21 protein-coding genes are annotated in these 22,420 nt (G+C 72.8%); 8 read left to right on the top strand and 13 right to left on the bottom strand.

All coding sequences use genetic code 11. The annotated features are described in order from the left end of the window. Nucleotides 1-124 precede the first annotated feature (124 nt). The 4 genes from ACPXCS_RS16980 to ACPXCS_RS16995 are packed head-to-tail and all read right to left on the bottom strand — an operon-like array spanning nt 125 to nt 4,193. Nucleotides 125-1,636: an ATP-binding protein gene (locus tag ACPXCS_RS16980; protein WP_425949245.1), complete on the bottom strand. Its 1,512-nt coding sequence runs from the start codon at nt 1,634-1,636 to the stop codon at nt 125-127. Continuing rightward, the gene (locus tag ACPXCS_RS16985; RefSeq protein WP_425949243.1) at nt 1,633-2,337 is read right to left on the bottom strand and encodes a response regulator transcription factor; all 705 of its coding nucleotides are present in this window, start codon (nt 2,335-2,337) and stop codon (nt 1,633-1,635) included. The genes ACPXCS_RS16980 and ACPXCS_RS16985 overlap by 4 nt, the downstream gene beginning before the upstream one ends. 48 nt (nt 2,338-2,385) lie before the next feature. Next, nucleotides 2,386-3,282: an ABC transporter permease gene (locus ACPXCS_RS16990; protein ID WP_425949241.1), complete on the bottom strand. Its 897-nt coding sequence runs from the start codon at nt 3,280-3,282 to the stop codon at nt 2,386-2,388. Continuing rightward, a complete protein-coding gene (locus tag ACPXCS_RS16995) occupies nt 3,279-4,193 on the bottom strand; it encodes an ABC transporter ATP-binding protein (RefSeq protein ID WP_425949239.1) in 915 nt (304 codons plus the stop codon). Before ACPXCS_RS16995 ends, ACPXCS_RS16990 begins: the two co-directional genes overlap by 4 nt. A 349-nt stretch (nt 4,194-4,542) precedes the next feature. Here ACPXCS_RS16995 and ACPXCS_RS17000 point away from each other — a divergent pair, with 349 nt between their 5' ends. Continuing rightward, nucleotides 4,543-5,925, top strand: coding sequence for a DEAD/DEAH box helicase (locus ACPXCS_RS17000; RefSeq protein ID WP_425949237.1), 1,383 nt, complete (start codon nt 4,543-4,545; stop codon nt 5,923-5,925). A gap of 170 nt (nt 5,926-6,095) precedes the next feature. Here the strand turns inward: ACPXCS_RS17000 and adh are convergent, their stop codons facing one another. Beyond that, on the bottom strand, nt 6,096-7,613 hold the full coding sequence (gene adh, locus ACPXCS_RS17005) for an aldehyde dehydrogenase (RefSeq protein WP_425949235.1): 1,518 nt from the start codon (nt 7,611-7,613) through the stop codon (nt 6,096-6,098). A 106-nt stretch (nt 7,614-7,719) separates the two neighbouring features. Then, nucleotides 7,720-8,949, bottom strand: coding sequence for a GAF domain-containing protein (locus tag ACPXCS_RS17010; protein WP_425949233.1), 1,230 nt, complete (start codon nt 8,947-8,949; stop codon nt 7,720-7,722). Between the two features lie 282 nt (nt 8,950-9,231). Between ACPXCS_RS17010 and ACPXCS_RS17015 the strand changes: the two genes are divergently transcribed. Then, nucleotides 9,232-9,534 carry a hypothetical protein gene (locus ACPXCS_RS17015; RefSeq protein WP_425949231.1) on the top strand — a complete coding sequence of 101 codons (303 nt, stop codon included), beginning with the start codon at nt 9,232-9,234 and terminating at the stop codon, nt 9,532-9,534. 328 nt (nt 9,535-9,862) lie between these two features. On the opposite strand, the gene ACPXCS_RS17020 is transcribed toward ACPXCS_RS17015, so the two are convergent. Further along, a complete protein-coding gene (locus ACPXCS_RS17020) occupies nt 9,863-10,426 on the bottom strand; it encodes a TetR/AcrR family transcriptional regulator (protein ID WP_425949229.1) in 564 nt (187 codons plus the stop codon). Nucleotides 10,427-10,564: 138 nt separating this feature from the next. Here ACPXCS_RS17020 and ACPXCS_RS17025 point away from each other — a divergent pair, with 138 nt between their 5' ends. From ACPXCS_RS17025 to ACPXCS_RS17035, 3 genes are all read left to right on the top strand, one after another. Then, complete coding sequence (locus ACPXCS_RS17025; RefSeq protein WP_425949228.1) at nt 10,565-11,290, top strand: SDR family oxidoreductase; 726 nt, start codon at nt 10,565-10,567, stop codon at nt 11,288-11,290. Nucleotides 11,291-11,361: 71 nt separating this feature from the next. Then, on the top strand, nt 11,362-12,444 hold the full coding sequence (locus tag ACPXCS_RS17030; RefSeq protein ID WP_425949226.1) for an aldo/keto reductase: 1,083 nt from the start codon (nt 11,362-11,364) through the stop codon (nt 12,442-12,444). A gap of 57 nt (nt 12,445-12,501) precedes the next feature. After that, complete coding sequence (locus tag ACPXCS_RS17035; RefSeq protein ID WP_425949278.1) at nt 12,502-13,248, top strand: SDR family oxidoreductase; 747 nt, start codon at nt 12,502-12,504, stop codon at nt 13,246-13,248. Between the two features lie 154 nt (nt 13,249-13,402). Here the strand turns inward: ACPXCS_RS17035 and ACPXCS_RS17040 are convergent, their stop codons facing one another. Further along, on the bottom strand, nt 13,403-13,891 hold the full coding sequence (locus tag ACPXCS_RS17040) for a hypothetical protein (protein ID WP_425949277.1): 489 nt from the start codon (nt 13,889-13,891) through the stop codon (nt 13,403-13,405). A 312-nt stretch (nt 13,892-14,203) separates the two neighbouring features. After that, a complete protein-coding gene (locus tag ACPXCS_RS17045; RefSeq protein ID WP_425949224.1) occupies nt 14,204-14,587 on the bottom strand; it encodes a DUF5997 family protein in 384 nt (127 codons plus the stop codon). 58 nt (nt 14,588-14,645) lie between these two features. Here ACPXCS_RS17045 and ACPXCS_RS17050 point away from each other — a divergent pair, with 58 nt between their 5' ends. Then, complete coding sequence (locus tag ACPXCS_RS17050) at nt 14,646-15,497, top strand: LysR substrate-binding domain-containing protein (RefSeq protein WP_425949222.1); 852 nt, start codon at nt 14,646-14,648, stop codon at nt 15,495-15,497. A 123-nt stretch (nt 15,498-15,620) separates the two neighbouring features. On the opposite strand, the gene ACPXCS_RS17055 is transcribed toward ACPXCS_RS17050, so the two are convergent. From ACPXCS_RS17055 to ACPXCS_RS17065, 3 genes are all read right to left on the bottom strand, one after another. Next, entirely contained in the window at nt 15,621-16,388 is a 768-nt protein-coding gene (locus tag ACPXCS_RS17055) for a DUF4142 domain-containing protein (RefSeq protein WP_425949221.1), read from the bottom strand. Between the two features lie 295 nt (nt 16,389-16,683). Then, nucleotides 16,684-17,370, bottom strand: a complete 687-nt coding sequence (locus ACPXCS_RS17060; protein WP_425949219.1) for an HAD family hydrolase — start codon at nt 17,368-17,370, stop codon at nt 16,684-16,686. A gap of 19 nt (nt 17,371-17,389) precedes the next feature. Beyond that, nucleotides 17,390-17,866 (bottom strand): Lrp/AsnC family transcriptional regulator, encoded by a 477-nt coding sequence (locus ACPXCS_RS17065; protein WP_425949217.1) that lies wholly within the window; start codon nt 17,864-17,866, stop codon nt 17,390-17,392. Nucleotides 17,867-18,063: 197 nt separating this feature from the next. Here ACPXCS_RS17065 and ACPXCS_RS17070 point away from each other — a divergent pair, with 197 nt between their 5' ends. Beyond that, nucleotides 18,064-19,554 carry an FUSC family protein gene (locus tag ACPXCS_RS17070; protein ID WP_425949216.1) on the top strand — a complete coding sequence of 497 codons (1,491 nt, stop codon included), beginning with the start codon at nt 18,064-18,066 and terminating at the stop codon, nt 19,552-19,554. Nucleotides 19,555-19,981: 427 nt separating this feature from the next. Continuing rightward, a complete protein-coding gene (locus tag ACPXCS_RS17075) occupies nt 19,982-21,007 on the top strand; it encodes a lactonase family protein (protein WP_425970983.1) in 1,026 nt (341 codons plus the stop codon). 390 nt (nt 21,008-21,397) lie between these two features. Here ACPXCS_RS17075 and ACPXCS_RS17080 read toward each other — a convergent pair whose 3' ends face one another. After that, nucleotides 21,398-22,321: a sirohydrochlorin chelatase gene (locus ACPXCS_RS17080; protein WP_425949212.1), complete on the bottom strand. Its 924-nt coding sequence runs from the start codon at nt 22,319-22,321 to the stop codon at nt 21,398-21,400. Nucleotides 22,322-22,420 lie beyond the last annotated feature (99 nt).

The following is a 22,420-nucleotide window of genomic DNA, read 5'->3' on the forward strand; positions in this document are numbered from 1 at the left end:
TGGCTCCGGTCGCGTGGACCCGGCAACCCTCACCGCCCGGTTCTGGGCCCCGGCCCGGACCTCGCGCCAAGCCGGGGGGCGTGGCTGTCAGGGGGAAACGGTCGGGAACCGGTGACCGAAGCGGTCAGGAACCGGTGACCGGGCTGTCGGCGTGCAGCGGCAGCCGGATCCGGAAGGTGGCGCCCTTGTCGACGGCGGTGTCGACCTCGACGCGGCCGTGATGCGCGCTCACCAGGGAGTGCACGATGGACAGGCCGAGCCCCGCACCGCCGGTCGCCGTGCGGCCGCGGGCGGTGTCCGCGCGGTAGAAGCGGTCGAAGACGTGGGCGGCCTGCTCGGCGCTCATCCCCGGCCCCTCGTCGCCGAGTTCGAGGACCGCCTGACCCTCCAGCGTCCCCACGCCGATGCGCACCGGCGTGCCGGGCGGGGTGTGGGCGATCGCGTTGCCGACCAGGTTGGACGTCACCTGCCGCAGGCGCGCCTCGTCCCCGAGCACCGGGGCACGGCCGGGCGGGCCACCGCCGGGTCCGGTCAGTGTGACGGGGCGCTCGGGGGACAGGGCCCGCAGATCGTGCAGGGCGTCCGCGGCCAGGGTGCGCAGGTCCATCGGGGTCAGATGCAGCGTCAGCCCCGCGTCGGCGGCGGCCTGTTCGTCGAGACGGGCCAGCAATAGCAGATCCTCCACGAGGCGCACCAGCCGCGCCGCCTCGCCCTCGATACGGCTCATCGCCGCGTCGACGTCCGTGCGCTCGGGCATGCCGCCCATCCGGTACAGCTCGGTGAACCCCTTGATCCCGAACAGGGGGGTGCGCAGTTCGTGGCTGGCGTCCGCGATGAAGCTGCGCATGCGCTCGGTGGTGGCCGCCCTGGCCGCGTCCCCGGCCTCGATCCGCTCCAGCATGCCGTTCAGCGCGGCCGACAGACGGCCCAGTTCGGTGTGGGTGGCGGCCGGCTGCGGGACACGGCTGGAGAGGTCCCCGCCCGCGATGGCCGCCGCCGTCGTCTCGACGCGCCGCAGCGGCCGCAGCCCGGCCCGCACGGCGAACCAGGCGACGACGCCCAGCAGCACCAGCACCAGAGAGTCGATCACCAGCATCGACACGCCCAGGTGCCGGATCGTGGCATGCACGGGCGCCAGCGAACCGGCCACCACCACGGCGCCGGGCGCCGCGTCCGGGCGGCCGGCGCCGTCCGGCAGCACCGCGATCACCCGCCACGCGTCGCCACCGCCTCTCGCGGGCACCTGGAAGGGGCGCCCGGCGCGGGCCTCGACGGCCGCGCGGTCGAGCACCGGCAGCCGCGGGGCGCTGTCGGTGGCCACACGCAGCGTGTGCCGGACGCGGCCCCGGCCGTCGAGGTGGGCGACGAACACCTCACCGGTCAGCTCCCCCTCCGCGGCGCCGCGCGCCTCCGCCTGCCGTTCCCCGGCTGCCGGCGCCGACGGCAGCCGCGCGAGCACCGTGGCGGCGGTGCGCAGCCTCGCGTCCAGCTGCTCGACCAGCTGCCGCTGCAACAGCGTGACCAGCAGCGCGTTGCTGGCGAGCAGCGCGGCGACGACGAGCAGCAAGGTGAGGGACACCACCCGCCCCCGCAGCGACAGACGGCCGACCGGCCCCGACGGGACAGCGGCACTCATGCGCGCGGCCTGCGCAGCACGTAGCCGGTGCCGCGCACCGTGTGGATCAGCTTCGGCTCACTCGTGTCGATCTTGCGGCGCAGGTAGCTGATGTAGGAGGCGACGATGGAGTCGTCCCCGTCGAAGTCGTAGTGCCACACCTGGTCCAGCAGCTGATCCCGGGACAGGACCTGCCCCGCGTTCTCCATCAGCACGCGCAGCAGGCTGAACTCGGTGGGCGACAGCCGGACGGGGCGACCGGAGCGGGTCACCTGATGACTGCCGGGATCCAGCTCCAGGTCGTCGACGACCAGCAGTCCGCCACGGTGGTGGCCGCTGGTGCGGCGCAGCACGGCCTGGATGCGCAGGACGAGCTCCTCCAGGTTGAAGGGCTTGGTGACGTAGTCGTCGCCGCCGGCCCGCAGACCGCTGATCCGGTCCTCGGTCGCGTCCCGGGCGGTGAGGAAGAGGATCGGCGGGTGCTCGCGCCCGCCGGCCCCGGGACGCTCACGGCCCAGCCGGCGGGCGACCTCGAACCCGTCGAAGTCCGGCAGCATCACATCCAGGACGATCAGGTCGGGGCGCTGGTCACGGACCGCGTCCAGGGCCTGGGCGCCCGTCTCGGCCGCGCTCACCTCGAAGCCGGCCAGCTGCAGGCTGGCGGACAGCAGCTCCCGCAGCGTCGGCTCGTCCTCCACCACCAGCAGTCGCTGCGTCGTCACGGCACCCGTCCTCAATCGATGGTCCTCCGCCCTCACTGTCCCGTCCCGCTACGCGTCGCGCCTGCGGAAGACGACGAACGCCGCCGCCGTCAGGAGCGTCACACACCCGGCCATCACGCCCAGCCCGGCCCAGGGGCCCAGCAGTTCAGGATCCCGCACACTGGTGACGATCTGCCCGCCGGCGATCGGCGGCCAGTACGTCGACACCCAGTCGCTCATCCCGCCGGGCAGCGCCGGAGCGAAGGCCTGGACGATCAGCATCACGCCGAACAGGGTGGTCACCGTCGCGGTGGTGGAGCGGATCATCGTGCCCAGAGCCAGCCCGAAGAGCCCCGCCAGTGCCAGATACAGGCCGCCGCCGACGATGCCGCGCAGGGCCACGCCGTCGGAGAGCGCCAGATGCGGGGCACCCGCCCCGGACAGCGCCGCCTGCCCGGCCAGGAACCCGGCCAGCGACACCACGATCCCGACCGGCAGCGCCACGCCCACCAGCACCACGGCCTTGGAGGCCAGCACCCGCGCCCGGTGCGGCACCGACGTGAGGGTGGGCACGATGGTCCGCGCCCCGTACTCGGAGGTGACGGCCAGGCCGCCCAGCAGCCCCAGCGCGATCTGCGCCAGCAGATAGCCGCGCAGGCTGGTGGCCAGCGGATCGAACGCCCCGCGGTCCGCCGGGCTCATGGACGCGAAGTCGCTGCCGGCGGCCGAGCCGCTCAGCGACGCCAGCCCGATCGTGAACGCCAGCGTGCCCAGCACCAGGTACAGCGTCGACCGCATCGTACGGATCTTGATCCATTCGGCGTGCAGGCTGTGCCGGAAGGTCGTCCTGCCGTCCCGTGCCCGGCCCCCGGCCGCCCGGAGGCGCCGCATGCGTCCCTGGGCGGGGCGCCGCATGCGTCCCCGCGTCGCCGGTGTGGCGGACGGCTGCGTGGTGGTGCGGCTCATCGGCCCGTCTCCTTCTCCGCCCGGTACTCCACCGCGTCGCGGGTCAGCTTCATGAACGCCTTCTCCAGCGACTCCTGGCGCGGGGCGAGTTGGTGCAGCTCCACGCCGGCGGCCGCTGCCACGGCCCCGATCTCGGCGGCTTCCAGACCGGTCACGACCAGCGTGTCGGCGTTTTCGGCCCGTACCTGCGCCGCGGTGACGAGCAGGCCGCGCAGGACCTCGGCCTGCGGGCTGCGCACCACCACCTCGCGGGCGGAGTGCGCCGCGATGAAGTCCTTCATCGTCATGTCGGCGATCAGCTTCCCGCGCCCGATGACGAGGAGATGGTCGGCGGTCAGTTCCATCTCGCTCATCAGATGGCTGGACATCAGCACCGCGCGTCCCTCGGCGGCCATCTTCCGCATCAGGGCGCGGATCCACACGATGCCCTCCGGGTCCAGCCCGTTGAGCGGTTCGTCGAAGACCAGCACCGGTGGATCACCCAGCAGCGCCGCGGCGATACCCAGCCGTTGCCGCATGCCCAGCGAGTACGTCCCCGCCGGGCGCCGGCCCGCCTTCTCCAGCCCGACCTCCGCCAGCACCTCGGCGACCCGGCCGCGCGGAATGCCGTTGCCGGCCGCGAGCGCCAGCAGATGGTGCCAGGCGCTGCGGCCGGGCAGCACCGCCCCCGGGTCCAGCACCGCCCCGACCGCCTTCAGCGGGGCGGGCTGCCGGACGTACGGCCGCCCGCCCACGAGAGCGGTGCCCGACGTGGCGGCGTCCAGGCCCAGGACCATGCGCAGCGTGGTCGACTTGCCGGCGCCGTTGGGCCCCAGGAAACCGGTCACCGCCCCGGACCGGACCGTGAACGTCAGATCGTCCACGGCGAGGAGGTCGCCGTAGCGTTTCGTCAGACCCTGCACTTCGATCATCGAGACTCCGATCCGGTGACAGCGAGGCACACGAGGACCCGTGTGCGCAGCCCACTGTCGAGGACCGGTTTGAGCCGGAGCTGGACGAACATGTGCGCCTCATGACAACGGCACGCTCGTGACCTGCGGCGATCTCACCGGGGGCGCTCGGAGGGGCGGAGACTCCCACGAAACTCCCATGAAGCGTGCTGCCGCGGCGGCCGGACCGGCCGGGGACCCGGCGGCGCGCCCCGTGCTAACGTTGCCCGTTTGCAGCGTCGCCGTGCCGGTGCCCCTTCGGTGCCCCCGGCCGGCGGCCGCGTCCCCGCCGCGCCTTCCTCGGTACGGTCCCCTCGGAGGAAGGCTCATCGTGAGCGACACAGCACCCACCGACGCCACGGCCGTGCCCACCGCGGTGTCCTTCGCGCAACTGGGGCTGCCCGCCGGCATCCTGCGCACGCTCGACGAACGCGAGGTGACGGTGCCCTTCCCGATCCAGGCGGCGGCACTGCCCGACGCGCTCGCGGGACGGGACCTGCTGGGCCGCGGCCGCACGGGATCCGGCAAGACGCTCGCCTTCGGCCTCGGCCTGCTCGCCCGGACGGCGGGCCGGCACGCGCAGCCGAAGGAGCCGCTGGCGCTCGTGCTGGTGCCCACCAGGGAACTGGCGCAGCAGGTCGGTGAGGCGCTCACGCCGTACGCGCAGGCGCTGGGACTGCGGCTCACCACCGTGGTCGGCGGCGTGTCCATCGCCCGGCAGGCCGCCGCACTGCGCGACGGCGCCGAGATCGTCGTCGCCACCCCGGGCAGGCTGCACGACCTCGTCGAACGCAAGGGCTGCCGGCTGGGACGGGTCCGCATCGTCGTGCTGGACGAGGCCGACCAGATGTGCGACATGGGGTTCCTCCCGCAGGTCACCGAGCTCCTGGACCAGGTGCGCCCCGACGGGCAGCGGATGCTGTTCTCCGCCACCCTCGACCGCGACGTCGACCAGCTGGTGCAGCGCTACCTGCGCGACCCCGCCGTCCACTCCGTGGACCCCTCGTCCAGCGCGGTCCCCGCCATCGAGCACCACGTCCTCGTCGTGCACGGCCCGGACCGGTACGCCGTGACCACGGAGATCGCCGCCCGGGACGGCCGCGTCCTGCTGTTCCTGGACACCAAGCACGGCGTCGACCAGCTCACGCGGCACCTGCGGGCCAGCGGTGTGGCCGCCGCCGCCCTGCACAGCGGGAAGGCCCAGCCGCAGCGCACCCGGACCTTGGCCCAGTTCAAGGACGGGCAGGTCACCGCACTCGTGGCGACGAACGTCGCCGCACGCGGCCTGCACGTCGACGACCTCGACCTCGTGGTCAACGTCGACCCGGCCACCGACCCCAAGGACTATCTGCACCGCGCCGGCCGCACGGCCCGGGCCGGCCGCTCCGGCACCGTCGTGACCCTCGTCCTGTCGGCGCAGCGCCGCGAGACGAGTCAGGTCCTGGCGGACGCCGACGTCGTCCCGCGGGTCGCCAAAGTGCGCTCCGGCGAGGCGGAGCTGAGCCGGATCACCGGTGCCAGGACCCCGTCCGGCACACCTCTGGACGGCGGGCCGGCGGTGCCGCGCCCCAAGAACCACAACGTCCCGTTCCGCGGCCTGGGCAACAGCAAGGACCCCAAGGGCGGCTCCGGCGGCAGGGCGTCCCGCAAGAACAGCGAGGCCCGCAAGCTCGCGGAGGCCCGCAAGGCGGCCCGGGTACGCCGCTCCGGCTGACGCCGGCTTCCCGGACCGCCCGGGCGGCACGCGTCGTCCACGCTGCGCCTCGGAGACACGGCCCCGGCCGGCACGGAACTGCCGTTCCCGGTGCATGAGGCCGCCCAACTCTCCGCCACAACAGGGGAGTTGCGGTCATGGCGTGCCGCCCGCCTCGCCCCCGTGAGGTGTCAGAAGAAGCCCAGCTTCTTCGCCGAGTACGACACGAGCAGGTTCTTCGTCTGCTGGTAGTGGTCCAGCATCATCTTGTGGTTCTCGCGGCCGATGCCCGACTTCTTGTAGCCGCCGAAGGCCGCGTGGGCCGGGTAGGCGTGGTAGCAGTTGGTCCAGACGCGGCCGGCCTTGATCTCGCGGCCCAGGCGGTACGCCGTGTTGCCGTCGCGGGTCCAGACGCCCGCTCCGAGGCCGTACAGCGTGTCGTTGGCGATCTTCAGGGCCTCGTCTACCGAGTCGTAGGTGGTGACCGAGACGACCGGGCCGAAGATCTCCTCCTGGAAGATGCGCATGTCGTTGGTGCCGCGGAAGATGGTCGGCTCGATGTAGTAGCCGCCCTCCAGGCCCGGGACCGTCCGGGAGGAGCCGCCCGTGACGACCTCCGCGCCCTCCTTCCTGCCGATGTCGAGGTAGGAAAGGATCTTCTCGTACTGGTCGTTGCTCGCCTGCGCGCCGATCATCGTGGCCGGGTCCAGCGGGTCGCCGCCGACGATGGCCTTCGTGCGCTCGACACAGCGGGCCATGAAGTCGTCGTAGATCGACGAGGGGATCAGGGCCCGGGACGGGCAGGTGCAGACCTCGCCCTGGTTGAGGGCGAACATCACGAAGCCCTCGACGGCCTTGTCCAGGAAGTCGTCGTCGGCGGCCGTCACGTCGGGCAGGAAGATGTTGGGGCTCTTGCCGCCCAGTTCCAGCGTGACGGGGATGATGTTCTCGCTCGCGTACTGCATGATCAGGCGGCCGGTCGTGGTCTCGCCGGTGAACGCCACCTTCGCCACCCGCGGGCTGGACGCCAGCGGCTTGCCCGCCTCCACACCGAAGCCGTTGACGACGTTGAGCACGCCGGGCGGCAGCAGGTCGGCGATCAGCTCGACGACGTAGAGCAGGCTGGCCGGGGTCTGTTCGGCCGGCTTGAGGACGACGCAGTTGCCGGCGGCCAGCGCGGGCGCCAGCTTCCAGGCGGCCATCAGGATGGGGAAGTTCCACGGGATGATCTGACCGACCACGCCCAGCGGCTCGTGGAAGTGGTAGGCGACGGTGTCGGCGTCGATCTCCGCGATGCTGCCCTCCTGCGCGCGGACCACACCGGCGAAGTACCGGAAGTGGTCCACGGCCAGCGGGATGTCCGCCGCCAGCGTCTCGCGGACCGGCTTGCCGTTCTCCCAGGTCTCCGCGACCGCGATCTTCTCCAGATGCTGCTCGATGCGGTCCGCGATCCGGTTGAGGATGTTCGCGCGGTCCGTGGTGGACGTGCGGCCCCACGCGTCGGCCGCCCGGTGCGCGGCGTCCAGGGCGAGGTCGATGTCGGCCGCGGAGGAACGGGCCACCTCGCAGAAGACCTTGCCGGTCACGGGAGTCGGGTTCTCGAAGTAGCGGCCCTCCACGGGGGCCACCCAGTCGCCGTCGATGAAGTTGTCGTAGCGCCGGGCGAAGCTGACGATGCTGCCGTCGGTTCCTGGCTGCGCGTACACCATGGCGGCTCTCCTCGGGGCAGGGCGGGTGACGGCCACGCCGTCGTGACGCCCTCACTGTGCTCCCGGGAGGTTGGCGCAAGGTTGGCGCCCGCGGCGGGCCGTGGCGTCAGTCGCGCAGCGCCGTCGTCAGCCGGCCCGCCGCGAGCGCCCGGCGGGTGTCCTCCGGGCCCAGCAGCCGCAGCGCGTGCTCGTGGATCTCCGCGTCGTAGGGGGCCCGTTCGCCGTAGCGCAGGGCGTGCTCGGGGCGGGTGCTCGCCAGTGCGGCCTCCCGTACGGCCACGTCGAGGCGGGTGCGCCACTCCTCGATGCCGGGCGCCTCGGAGCGGGGGAGCAGCGGGCCGCCGTACAGACGCAGGGCGGTGTCCGTGTCGCCCTGCTCCAGCGCGCGCAGCACCTCCACGGCGTCGCAGGACACGGGGGTGGTGAGGGCGTAGCGGCGGGGTGAGACGCCGCCGCCGAGCGCGCGGCGCAGATGGGAGACCTCCGCCTTGAAGGTGGACGCGGTGACCGGCCGGTCGCCGTACAGCGCGGCGCGCAGCCGCTCCGGTGAGAAGCCGTCGGGTTCGAGGGCCAGCAGGGTGAGGATCTCCACCTGCCGCGGGCGCAGGGCGAGCTGCCGGCCCTCCCGCACGGCGTGCTCGGCGCCCAGGCAGGTCAGCCGCAGCCGGCCCGGCCGGGACGCCACCGCAGCCGTGCCGAGACGGGCCTCGATCGTCGAGACCAGCGTCCGTACGGTCGACATGGCCAGCGGGTGCGAGCGGTCCCAGGTGGTGGACAGGTCCAGGACGCCGAGGACGCGGCCGTCCGGGCCGTGCACCGGGGCGCAGTAGCAGACCCAGCCGTGCAGGGCCGACACCAGGTGCTCGGCCGAGAAGACCGAGCTGGGGCGGCCGGTGCGCAGGGCGAGGGAGAGGGCGTTGGTGCCCATGGCCTGTTCGTCCCAGCGGCCGCCCGGGGCGAAGTTGACGCGCTCGGCGCGACGGCGCATGGTCGCCCCGCCGCAGGTCCACAGGATGGTGCCGGACTCGTCCGTGACGGCCGTGACGAACCCGGCGTCCTCGGCGATGCTGCGCAGTTCGCCGGCGAGCTCGGACACCGGCCGGTACAGCGGTGAGGACGTCCAGCGCCGGTGGACCGGGCCCCCGTCGGTGACCGGGGCGCTGTCCCGGCCGGGGTCCACGCTGATCAGTGAACGCGCCCAGGACTCGGTCACCTCGTGGCGCAGCGCGGCGGTGCCGCCCGGCCGGGTGCCGGGGACGCTCAGCCGCGGCACCCAGCGGGACCACTCGTGCTCCAGCACGGCCCTGCGCTGTTGGAGGTCAGGGCGCTGTGACATGGCCTCTCCCTGCCGTCGTACCGGTTCTCGGCGTGAGTCAGTGTTACCGGATGCGCCCGGCCCGGTCGAGAAGCCCGGCACGGCCGGAAGCGGCCGCTGCCCGTGCCGGTGGCTCGAAAGCGGCCGAACGGCCGGGAATCGACCTCTGCTCTGAACGGGCGACCGCCTGACTGGATGTTTGTCCGGTGCCGGGGTGCCGCCGTCCGGGTGACGGGTTCACTCGACCCGACGGACGGCGTCCCACCCGCGTACCACCGGCGCGCGGCGGCCCGTTGCCCTGGCATGGACAGCACTGACACGGCGCGGCGCCTTCCCCGGAACGACGCCGCGCCCCGTCCGTACGCCGAGATCACCAGCGCCTACGCGGGCCACCCGCCGATCTACGCGGCCCTGGTGGCCGAGTGGGAGGCGAGAGGCCACACCGTGCCGGAGCACCGCGACGGCCAGTGGGTCTCCTTCGCCGCGCCGACCGAGAGCGAGACCTGGACCGCCGTCCCGTCGTGGACGACCGGCCCGCACCTGGGCCCGGTCGCGGTCTGCGGGCTCCACCCGGCCGCGGACCGGCCCGGCCCTGTTCGCGTATAGCTGCGGCGAACGGACATGTAGCGCACGGTGAGGCTCGGGACTGGAGCGGGCGCGAGGGCCGACGGCACAGTGATCGGCAGGCGCAGCGGTTCAGCTTCGAGGTTCACTTGCCGGACTTCCGGCGCGCCTGTGACTCGCCATGGTGCCGCTGACCCGCCCGCCGAGGCGCGAGGTCTCCCGTCTTCCCCCTCACCGCGATCGACGATCCAGACCTGACCTGGGGCGTGTCCACGCTGTCCTCACCGATGCCGGGCGCCACGACCACCACTGCCGCAGCCATGCCGTCCGGCATGGGCCGACGCCTCGCCGCCTCCCCCTGGCGTATCGCTCAGCGGGGCCTGAGTCCGTCGACGACGATGTCCAGCATGCGGTTCAGTTGGGGGCGCTGCTCGGGTGCGCCGGCCACGGAGAGCAGACCGGCGAGGATGCCGCCCACCTCGACCGGGTCGATGTCGCTGCGCAGTTCTCCTGCTGTGGCGCCGGCCTCGAGCACCATCGCCAGGACCTGCTGGACCTCGTCGCAGACCGGTCCGGTGCCGAAGCGGCCGGAAGCGCTCATGGCGACCAGGGCCTCGCAGATGCCGCGTCGTTCGCCGGCCCAGTCGGCGAATCGGAGCATCCACGCGTGGAGGGCCTCTGCGGGCGGCTTGGTGGCCAGCAGGGTGCGCGCGTCTTCGCGCAAGGGGCGGATCTGGTCCCGGTAGACCTCTTCGACCAGATCCTCTCGGGTGGGGAAGTGCCGGTACAGGGTGGCGTTCCCCACTCCCGCGCGTTTGGCGATCGCGTCCAGCGAGATCGGGCGTCCGGAGGCGAAGGCTTCGGCGGCCGTGGCGATCAACTGCTCGCGGTTGCGCTGCGCGTCGGCGCGCAGGGTGCTGCGTGGAGGTGTCATGACCTTCGCGATCGTGAGTGCTGGATGAGGCTCGGGAACGATTCGGGGATGTCCCCGGTTCAGTGTACGGTGAGGCAAACGGGGAGGTCCCCGATTACGGGTGGCCTCACGCATCGCTTCAGCGACGAAAGGTTTGCCATGCCCACAGCTCTCATCACCGGGGGGACGACCGGGATCGGCAGAGCGACGGCCCAGCTGCTGCACGCCCGCGGCTACCGGGTCGCGGTCACCGGACAGAATCCCGAATCCGTCGCGCGGGCGCAGTCCGAGCTCCCCGGTGACGTGCTCGTCGTCCGATCCGACGGGCGCGTGCTCTCCGACACCGACGCCCTGATGGCGGCGGTGTCCGCGCGGTTCGGATCGCTGGACCTGCTCTTCCTCAACGCCGGGATATTCCGTCCGGCACCGGTTGCCGAGGTGACGGAGGAATCGTTCGACGAGCACGCCGACCTCAACTTCAAGGGCCAGTACTTCACGCTCCAGAAGGCCCTTCCCCTCATGAACGACGGCGGCTCGATCGTGCTGACCGTCGGGATCGGATCCCGCCGCGGCACCCCTGGCGCCACGGTGGGAGCGGCGACACGCGGCGCGCTGCTCGCCATGCTGCCCTCCCTCGCGCTCGAACTGGCCCCGCGCAGGATTCGCGTCAACGCCGTGAGCCCCGGGGCCACCGACACCCCACTGCTCGGCAAGCTGGGGGTGCCCGAGAGCGGCCGGGACGCCATGCGCTCGAAGATCCCCTTCCGGCGCTTCGGAACCAGCCAGGACGTCGCGGAAGCAGTCGCCTTCCTCGCCTCGGACGCCGCCGGCTACATCACCGGCCAGGACCTCACCGTGGCCGGCGGCTACGGACTCGGCGCCTGAAACCCGGGCTGGCCGGCCACACCGATCCGCACCTTACGAACGCCACGAACCGCACCTCGCAGGAGAACACGATGGCACTCACTCTCGACACCTACCGGCTGCTGGGCCGTTCCGGACTCCGGGTCTCACCGCTGGCGCTGGGCACGGCGACCTTCGGCACCGAGTGGGGCTGGGGCGCCGAACGCGACGAGGCGCGCAAGCTCTTCGAGCGCTACACCGAGCTCGGCGGCAACTTCTTCGACACCGCCAGCACCTACACCAACGGCAGCTCCGAGCGGCTGCTCGGCGAATTCGCCCGCACCGACCGCGACAAGATGGTGCTGGCGACGAAGTACTCGACGCTGCGTCAGCCCGGGGACCCGAACTCCGGGGGTACCCACCGCAAGAGCATGCTGGCGTCGGTGGAAGCCAGTCTGCGACAGCTGGACACCGACTACATCGATCTGCTCTACGTGAACGTATGGGACTTCAGGACGCCGGTGGAGGAGATCCTGCGGAGCCTGGACGACCTGGTGAGGCAGGGCAAAGTGCTGTACGTGGCGATCTCGAGCGCCCCGGCCTGGCAGGTGTCGCGCATGCAGGCGATCGCCGACCTGCGCGGCTGGTCGCCTCTGGTCGCACTGGAGACCGAGTACAGCCTGATCGAGCGCACCGCGGAGCGTGACCTGATCCCGATGGCGTGCGAGATGGGACTCGGCGTGGTCCCCTTCTCCCCGTTGGGCGGCGGGGTGCTCACCGGCAAGTACAGCCGGGAGGACCAGAACCAGGCGGGCTCCGTCGCCGGCGAGACCGCCGGCGACCGCAAGAGCCTTAACGTCGCCCTGGGATGGGTCACCGACCGCAACCTCGCCATTGCCGATGTGGTGAAGGAGGTGGCCTCGGAGCTGGGCCGCACACCCGCCCAGGTCGCACTGGCCTGGACCCTGAACGCCCCTGGCGTGACGGCCCCCATCATCGGCGCCCGCACCATCGCGCAGCTGGAGGACAACCTGGGTGCTCTGCAGGTCGACCTCACTCCTTCCCAGCTCGCCCGCCTTGACGAGGTCAGCTCCATCGACCTCGGAAATCCGCACGACCTGCTCGCCAGCGAGCACATCCGCACGGTCACCACAGGCGACATGAGGATCGAAACCCTCGGCTCATTCGCTTCGTGAATGGCGACACCCGGATATGTCGACATGTTTTTGATGATGGAACGGGGCGACCTAGGTATGGGCAACTACAGCGACAAGAACGTGGTGATCACGGGTGGCAGCAGCGGCATGGGGCTCGCGCTGGCGGAGCTGCTGGTGCGAGGCGGAGCCCGTGTGGTGGTCACCGGCCGTTCTCAGGCCAAGCTCGACGCGGCACGCGAGCGGCTCGGCGAGAATGCCGTGACCGTCCGGGCGGATGTGGCCTCACTGGCCGACCTGGACATGCTCGCCGGGCGTGTACAGAGCGAGCTCGGCTCGGTCGAGGCGTTGTTCGTCAATGCCGGCATCTCACCCCTCACGCCCCTCGAGTCGACGACCGAGGACGTGTACGACGAGTTGTTCGCGATCAACGTCAAGGGCGCCTTCTTCACTGTGCAGAAGCTCGCTCCGCTGCTGAGCGCGAACGCCGGCATCGTCCTCACCACCTCGATCGCCAACGTCATCGGCATGGTGGACACCAGCGTCTATGCGGCCGGCAAGGCGGCGCTTCGCTCGATGGCCCGTACTTTCTCCCGGGAGCTGCTTCCGCGGGGAATCCGTGTCAATGCGATCAGCCCGGGCCCCATCGACTCGGGCATTCTGGAAACGATGAACTTGCCCAAAGAGGCCGCTGACCAGTTCAGGGCGGAGCGGACCGCGAGCAACCCCATGAAGCGCTACGGCACCGTCGAAGAGTTCGCCGAGGCGGCCGCGTTCCTCGCCTTTGATGCCACGTACACCACCGGCGTCGAGCTGGCCGTGGACGGCGGCGAGACCCAGCTCTGAGCTCGCCTGCCGTCCCGCCACGGGCGTAAGGCCCACTACCACGGCGGTTTCAACGGGGAGCTGCGACACGTGGTCGTGTGGATCAGGCCGCCAGCAGTTCCCTGCGGGCGCTCGGCTGAGGGCTCCGGCGGGCCCATGACCTCGGGCGTGCCTCTTACCAGCCGTCCGGCACCACCGGCTCCGCGCTGACCGGTGCCAGCACGGCGAGCGTGCCGGTGGCCTCGCGCAGAGCCGACTCCAGGGTGCCGGGCGCGTGCAGCGCACCGGTGCCGTCCGGCGGGACGAGCCACTCCAGACGGCCGGCGGGCCGGTACGGCGGCGGTACGGCGACCCAGGAACCCCGGCCGAGGTGCCGGACCCCGAACCCCACCCACTCGCTGACGGGATCCGGTGGCAGGAAGAACCCCACTCTGCGCGCGGCGGAGTCCACCAGGGTGGGGCCCGGTACCCCCAACGGGTCGCGCCACAGCAGATCCAGCGCGAGCAGACCCAGCCGGTCGGGCACGCTGAGGACGTCCCAGTACCGCCCGGCCTCCACGAGCGCCGTGCCCGTGCCGTAGTCCCACTCGCGCTTGCACTCCTGGGGGTCCGTGGCGGCCGCGGCGAGCCACTCGACGGCTTGCTTCCACATGACGCTCTGCATGGCCACCCCAGGCACAGTCGGCGGCGCCGCGGTGGCGCGCGCGGAACACGGGCCGGTGACCCGCGGGGTTCCGCGTGCCGCCCGGTCACAGCCATGGTCGTAGATATTTCTACGGGCTGGAAGGGGTGGCGCGGGCTGGCGTTTATGTCGGGCATGTCCCGGTCGAAAGGAGACGCGCGACGGAGCTGGACCGAAAGGGCCCGGTCAACCTCGGGCACGTCAGGGGTCGCCAGGACCCGGATGCGGCGGCCGGACACGGCAACGGCCCCCACCTGAGAGTCCGGTGGGGGCCGTCCGGGACGAGCGGCGAGTTCAGTCGTCGCGTTCGGCGTGCTTCTTCTTGATGCGGGCCGCCTCCTTGCGGACCTCGGCCTGGGTGGCGCGCTCCCGCACCAGCCACTCGGGGCTCTCCTGCTTCAGTGCCTCGATCTGCTCGGTGGTGAGGGCCTCGGTGACACCCCCGCGGGCCAGGCCCGCGATGGAGACGCCGAGCTTCGCGGCGACCACGGGGCGGGGGTGCGGGCCGTTGCGCCGCAGGTCCTGCAGCCACTGCGGCGGATTCGCCTGGAGCTCGTTCAGCTCGGCGCGTGAGACGGCACCCTCCCGGAACTCGGCGGGGGTGGCCTCGAGGTACACACCCAGTTTCTTCGCCGCGGTGGCGGGCTTCATCGTCTGGGTGCTCTGGTGCGACGTCATGGCATCCAGCGTATCGAGCGTGTGCACGACGCCTGACCACGGCCGGTAACCTGGCCAGGTGACAGGCTCGGAAGTTTCCCCCTCGTTCCGGCTCGTGTACGTCCCCGGGGTGATGCCCGACAAGTGGGTGCGCGTCTGGAACGGGCGGCATCCCGACGTCCCGCTGACCCTCACGCAGGTGCCCGCCGAGGCCGCGGCCGAACGCTTGCGGGGCGGGGAGGCGGACGCGGGCCTTCTCCGGCTGCCCGTGGACCGCACGGTCTTCAGCGCGATCCCCCTCTACACCGAGCAGACGGTCGTCGTCGTCCCCAAGGACCACCTGGTCACGGCGGTCGACGAGGTGATGCCGGACGATCTGTCCGACGACATCGTGCTGCACCCCCTCGACGACGTCCTCGACTGGGAGCGAGGGCTCCCCGGACGGCCGGCCCTCGAACGCCCCGCCACCACCGCCGACGCGATCGAGCTCGTCGCGGCGGGCATCGGCGTCCTGGTCGTCCCGCTGTCGCTCGCCCGCCTCCACCACCGCAAGGACCTCGCGCACCGGCCCCTCAAGGACGGCCCCGAGTCGACCGTCGCCCTGTCCTGGCCCGAGGAGGCGACGACCGACCAGGTGGAGGACTTCATCGGCATCGTCCGCGGCCGCACGGTCAACAGCACCCGGGGCCGCACGCAGCCCCCGGCGGACAAGGACGGGCGCACGCACAAGGCGGGCAAGGACGGGCGTACGGACAAGGCGTCCAAGGACGGAGTCCGCCGCAAGCCGGCGGCGGCCGGGAAGCCCGGTGCGAACCGGCGCGGCGGTGCCGCAGGCGGCACCTCGAAGGGCGGCACCTCGAAGGGGGGCGCATCCAAGGGCGGCGCATCCAAGGGCGGTGCCAAGCGGGGCCGGCCCCGCCGCCGCTCGTAGGCTGCCGGGACCGCCGACTGGGACCCCGCCCGGCGACTTCCACCCCCGGCGACTCCGTCCCGAGCGGCGGGGACCCTCACCTCGCGGGCGACCCGGGCCGCCCGCGGCTGTCCTCGCCCTTGCCTATCCCGCCGAGGGAGCGGGCTGCGGCTGCGCCGCGAACGACGGGTTGGGGGCGACGGTCTGGAAGTCCTTCAGGTCCTCGGGGACCGGCAGCACCCGGACCGGCGCGCCCGCCTGCGGAGGCGGCGGCGTCGTCTGGTCCTGGGGCAGCTTCGCCGGGGCGGTGATCTGGAAGGCGACCTGCTCGTGGTTGACCAGGCCGGTCTTCTCCAGGATCGTGATGTGGTCGAGCACGGTGTCATTGGTCTGGTCGGCGAGTTCCCGCACGAGGCTGTTACGGGTCGTCGCCCGGATCTTGGCGACGGTCGGGAAGATGGCTCCGTGTGCGACGCGCATGATCGTCACCGCCGTCGAGTCGAACTCCTTGCCGGTGGCGCCCTCCGCCGTCGCCACGAACTGCTGCTGCTGCGGGGAGGGCTCGTTCGGCAGGGTGATGCCCAGGTCGGTGCCGAGCTTGCGGCACGACGCGTCGAGGCGGCCGTGTCCCACCAGCAGGTGCTTGGCGACCTCCTTCATCGCCGGTGTCGTGCCCTTCGTCATCGCCATCTGCCCGAGCGGGTACTCCCACAGGCCCGCCGCGCGCACACGGACCACGAAGTCGCGGTCGGCCTCGGTCAGCGGACCCCATTGAGTGTTGGCGATGATGCGGTCCTGGCCGGAAGCCGCGTTCTGCACGCCCAGCATGCTGGGGTAGGCGAGCGCGGAGAGCGTAAGGATCAACGCACCGCCCACGAACGCGGTTCCTGCCGTGCTGCGCGAGATGCGCATCGTGCCTCCTGGGATGTGAACGGCCCAACACCCAGGGGTACGGATGACAGGAGCGAAACAATCACTTCTGCCGTAAAGATTTTCGTGTGACGTCCGCTACCCGGCGCGTGCGACGCGACGGCACCGGGCAGCGGACCTCCGCGCTTAAGGTGCGCGGAGCTGAGGGGGTGGGCGGGGCGACGTCGCGCTGCCCCTTCTGGCCCCGCGCCTGCGGGCCTGCGCCTGCGGCCCTGCGTCTGCGGGCCTGCGCCTGCGGTGCTTGAGGCACGCCGTCCACGGTGTTCTCCGCTCCGGGCTACGCCGTCCCGCACAGCCAGTCGAAGACCGCCTGCCCGCGGAACTCCGCCTGCCCGCCCCGCAGGAGTAGGCCCGCGGTGGCGAACTCCGGCGCGTCCGCCTGTGCCGGGACGTACGGGATCGCGATGCACCGCATCCCCGCCGCGTGCGCGGCGGCGGCGCCCGGGGCGGCGTCCTCCAGGACCACGCAGTCGGCCGGGGAGGCCCCGAGCCGGCGGGCCGCCTCGAGGAAGACGTCGGGGGCCGGCTTGCCGTGCGCGACCTCGTCCGCGGAGACCACGGTGTGCAGATGCGCGTCGAGCCCCGTCCCGGTGAGCACCGCCGCGATGGCCTCCGGGGACGAGCCGGAGGCCACGGCCATGGGGACGCCCTCGGCCGCCAGCAGTTCGACGAACATGCGCATCTCCGGGTAGGCGCGCGCGGCGCTGCGGGCCAGCTCCAGGTAGCGGCGGTTCTTCGCGGCGAGCAGTTCCTCCACCGTGGCGGGCAGCCCGTAGCGGTCCTTCCAGTCCGCGACCGTCTCCCGGGTGCTGATGCCGACGTACCGCTCGTGATCGGACCAGGTGAAGTCCCGGACCCCGTACGCGGCGAGGGTCTGACGGCCCGCCTCGTAGTAGTGGGGCTCGCTGTCCACGAGCGTTCCGTCGAGATCGAAGATGACCGATGTTCCGCGGAGCTTGCTCATGCCGTCATGGTCTCAAGGATCATCGGCGGGTCGACCGGCCGATCGACTCCACCAGCGGCAGCAGCCGGTGCGGCACCCGCTCGCGCAGGGCGACCTCGGTGCGGGTGCGCACGACCCCCGGCATGCTGATCAGCTTCTGGACGACGTCCTCCAGATGCCCGTTGTCCCGCGCCACGACCCGGGCCAGCAGGTCGCCGCCGCCCGTGATCGAGAACGCCTCGACGATCTCCGGCACCGCGGCCAGCTCGTCACCCACCTCGTCGAGGTGCCCCTGCGTGACCTCGATGTGCACGAACGCGAGCACCGGGTGCCCGAGGGCGGCGGGGGAGAGGGCCGGCGCCGTACCGGTGATCACACCGTCGCGCTCCAGCCGGTCGAGCCGTGCCTGCAGGGTGCCCCGGGCGACGCCGAGGATCCGGGCGTACTCCCGCACGCTCGTGCGCGGCTGTTCCAGCAGCAGCCGCAGGATGCGGGTGTCGAGCTCGTCCACGGGCATGCCGTGCCCTCCTCGTCCGTTGGCTCTGCGACGGCCGTACCGCGGCCGTCTTCGCTGTACCAATGGCCCAGTCTACGAGCAGCCTGTTGAGCCACTGGTGCCCGAGGTGCTGATATGGAGGCGTCGATGGCGCTGCGGACCCCGCGGCGCCTTTTTCATGCTCACTCCTGATCCAGGTGCGAAGGGGGCGGTAAGCGGTGCTGAAGAGGGTGTTCACGGCTCCGGATCCGGGGCGGACGCGGTTGCGGTTCGCCGCGCGTGCCGTGCTCGGCATCACGCTCGCGGTCGCCTTGTGCGCTCTCGCCGGGCACTCCCTCGCGGGGGCCGTCACCGGCGGTCTCGCCGCCCTGCTCGCCCTGTTCACCGTCACCGACGCCACGGTCCGCGGCCAGGCGGTCACCACCGTGCTGCTGCCCGCCGTCGGCCTGCCCGTGCTCACCGCCGCGGCCGAGCTCCACGACCACCCGGTCGCCCGCGACCTCACCTTCCTCGCCGTGGTCGGCGCGGGCGTGTACGCGCGCCGCTGGGGCCCGCGCGGGCACAGCCTCGGCGTGTTCGCGTTCATGACCTTCTTCGTTGCGCAGTTCCTGCACGCCACCTCCGGCCAGCTGCCCGAGCTGTACGCGGCGGTCCTGCTGTCCGTCCTGGCCGCGGCCGCGGTGCGGTTCGGCCTGTGGTGCTACGAGCGCCGCCTGCCGCCGGCCGTCGTGCCCGCCCCGCCGGGCGGTACCGGTCTGGCCCGGGTGACCACCCGCCAGGCGATCCAGGCGACCGCGGGAGCCGGCTTCGCGCTCGTCGTCGGGCAGCTGCTGTCCGGTCAGCGCTGGTACTGGGCCGTCGGCGCCACCTGGTGGATCTTCGTCAACACCACCTCGCGCGGCGAGACCCTGGTCCGCGGCTTCCGCCGGCTGCTCGGCACGGTCATCGGCATCGCCCTCGGCCTGGTCGTCGCCCTGCCCGTGCACGGCGACCCGGCCGTCACGGCCGCCCTCACCGCCCTCTGCGTCTTCGGCATCTTCTACACGGCCGCCGTGTCCTACACCTGGATGATGCTCTGGGTCACCCTGCTGGCCGGGCTGCTCTACGGCCTCCTCGGCGTGCTCAGCCCCGGCCTGCTCGCCCTGCGGCTCGCCGAGACCGGCGTCGGGGCCCTCGGCGCCGCGCTGGCCGTCGTCCTCGTCCTGCCCGTCACCACGCACAGCGTCACCGACGCCTGGATCCGGCGGGCCCTGCGCTGCGTGCACGCCTGCGCCGTCGAAACCGCCCGGCGGCTGGCCGGCGCGCCGGACGCCGATCCGGCCCCGCGCGTGGCCGAGCTGGAGCAGCTCCTGGCCCGGGTGCGACTGTCGGTCGCCCCGCTGGTGCACCCGCTGAACCCGATGCTCGGCCGCAAGCGCCGGGCCCGGCACGTCCTCGACCTCCTCGACGACTGTGCCCGGGAGATCCGCGGTCTGGTCGCCGCCGCAGCCGACCCGGAGGCCTCCCACGACGCCCGCCTCGCCACGGCCTGCCGACGCGTGGAGGCGGCGGTCGAGGCCCTGACCGAGGGCCGGGACATCGCCGTCCACGCGGACGGGCCGTCCGTGACGGAACCGGCGCTGGCCCACCTGCACGGACTGGAACGGGCCCTGGCCGAACTGGCCCGCCCCCTGCGCACGCCGTCGGGTTCGCCGCTGGTGGGGGCGTGAGTCTGCCGGGCGTGAGTTTCCGGGCAAGGTGATTCTCCTAACTCCGGAGCGGTACGCGCCCGGGCCAGGGCATGTCTCCGGACAGGGGGCGTGCCCGGGCCGACAGCCGTGTGAGCAGGAGACCGCGGAGCGGATCAAGCCAGGGTTCGCGGACGAGTGACGCTGCACGGGCGGACCGAGCTACGGCATTCACCGGCAGGCGCCCCTGTGTCGTCCCCGGACTCCTTGTGACGCCCTGGGCCGGCCCGAGCCGTCAGCCTGGGTCGGTTCGACCCCGCTCCCCGGCTCCTGGCCGCGCCCACGGCCCTTGATCGGCCCCTGCGCCGATCGGCCCCCGCACCTTGACCCGTTGGTCTAGACCGCGCATGATCGGCTGCGCGGTCCACCGGGACGGCACGGCACGGCACACGGGCGAGAGGGGTCAGCGGTGGCGGACGGCGGTCGGCAGCGGGCGTTCATCGGGTCGTTCACGGCGGCCGGCGGTCCCGGCATCGTGACCGCACAGGTCGACGCCACCGGCGCGCTGACCGTGCTGAGCAGCGTGGACGACGTCCCCGACCCCTCGTACCTGGCCCTCTCACGCGACGGGCGGACGCTGTACGCGGTCAGTGAGACGGCCCAGGGCGCGGTGGCCGCCTACCGCGTGAGCGGGGAGCGGCCCGAGCCGGCCGGTCCGCCCGTGCCGGTCGACGGCAGCGGGCCCACGCACCTCGGTCTCTTCGACGGGCACGTCCTCACCGCCAACTACGGCTCCGGCAGCGTCACCGCGGTCCCCGTGCACCCCGACGGCACCCTCGCCCCGGCCGCCTCCGGTGTGCTCCGGCACTCCGGCGCCGGTCCTCACACCCCGCGGCAGCAAGGCCCGCACGCCCACCAGGTGCAGTCCGACCCGAGCGGCCGCTGGGCCGTCAGCGTCGACCTGGGCACCGACTCGGTACGGGTGTGCACCCTGACGGACGGCGCGCTCGCCCTGCACCGGGAAACCGCCCTGCGGCCCGGCTCCGGGCCGCGTCACCTGGCCTTCCACCCGGACGGCACGCGCGTCTACGTCGTCAACGAGCTCAGCCCCACCGTCACCGCCGGCCGCTGGGACGCGGCCGACGGTGTTCTGACGCCGCTGACCGAGACCCCGGTCCTGCCCGGCGCCCCGGCGGGGGACGCCTACCCGTCGGGCATCGCCGTCTCGGCCGACGGCCGCTTCGTGTGGACCGCCACGCGCGGCGAGGACGTGCTGTCCGTGCTCGCGGTCGAGGGCGAGGTCCTGCGGCTCGTCGCCACGGTCCCCTGCGGCGGCCACTGGCCCCGCGCCCTGACGGCGTCCGGCGGCTTCCTGTACGTCGCGAACGAACGCTCGGGCGACGTGACCTGGTTCGCCGTCGACCCGCACACGGGGATCCCGCGACGGAGCGGCTCGGTGCCGGTGCCGGCGGCATCCTGCGTGATCCTCGACTGAACGGCCCCGACGACGGACCCTCGTCCCCGGCCGGGCCACGGGCCTCCCGGCCTGGCGACGGACTTCGGACCCCGGTTCGGCGGCGTTCCTCCGGTCCCTGTCCGGCGGCGGACCTTGGGCCGCGGCCTGGCGGCGGGCCTCCGGCCTCGGTCCGGCGGCGGGCCCGCCCCCCCCACACGGGCCTCGGCCCCACACGGGCCTCGGTCCCGTCCGGCGGCCGACCTCGGGCCCCAGCCCGGCTACGGGTCTCCGGCCTCGCCCCGGCGGCCGACCTCGGGCCCCAGCCCGGCTACGGGTCTCCGGCCTCGCCCCGGCGACGGACTCCGCCCTCGCCCCCACGACGAAGGCCCGCTCCGAGCCGGAGCGGGCCTTTTCGGTCGTGCCGGAGCGTCAGCGGACCGGCGCGCCCTGCGGCTGCTGCGGCGAGATGCCCAGCGCCGTCGTGTACTTGGCCAGGGCCAGCTTCCCGATCGCCGGGTACGGGCCGAGCGACTCCGAGGCGGAGCACTCCGCCTCCTTCGCGGCCTCCTCCACCAGACCCGGCTCGATCTCCGGGCCGATCAGGTACGGCGCGAGGGCCAGCTGCTGCGAGCCCGAGGAGCGCAGCTGCTCGGCCACGGAGGCGATGGAGCCCTCCTGGTCCAGGGCCGCCGCCATCACCGGCACGGCGAGGCGCGCGGCGAGCAGCATGCCGGTGATCCCGGCCGCCTGCACGGCCTCGTCACCGCCCACGGAGGCCAGGATGATGCCGTCCGCCGCGGTCGCCACCGTGAACAGCCGGGCGCGGTCGGCGCGGGCCAGACCGGCCTCGGAGAGCCGCACGTGCAGCGCCTCGGCGAGCAGCGGGTGCGGGCCGAGGACGTCCGTCAGCTCGGCGGCGACACGGCTCTCCATGAGGGCCTGGCGGACCTGGCGCAGCAGCGCGCTGTCCGGCCCCGCCAGCAGCGGCACGACGACGGCGACGGGGCCGTCGGGCTGCTTGACGTCCATACCGGCGGCGCGAGCCTGCTCGTAACGGGCCGTACGCTCCTCGGCGGTGTGCACGAGCACGGTCTGCAGCGTGGGGAACTCGGCGTTGTCCCCGTCCAGGTACCCGATCCGGGCGTCGAGGCCGGGGAGTTCGGAGCGGGCGATGCTCACGACCTCCTCGGCGAGGCTGCGCGTGGCGCTACTGGGCGTCCCCGGCACGGCGAGGACGAGCGCGGGCGCGCCCTCGGGAGCGACCAGCGGCTCGGGACGGCGGTGCCGTCCGGGCTGGCGGGGGCGCGGCATTCGTACGGGCAGGCCATCCGCGGGCCCAGTGGGGGAACTCATGGCGCCGCATGTTACTGGCTTCCTGGGCTCCCCTGTTCGGGGAGGGTGCAGGTGAGCGGTATCCGTCCTGTTTTGTCTGATGAGTTCCGCACGGTTCGG

The organism is Streptomyces sp. DT190, from assembly GCF_049846985.1.
Lineage (GTDB): Bacteria > Actinomycetota > Actinomycetes > Streptomycetales > Streptomycetaceae > Streptomyces.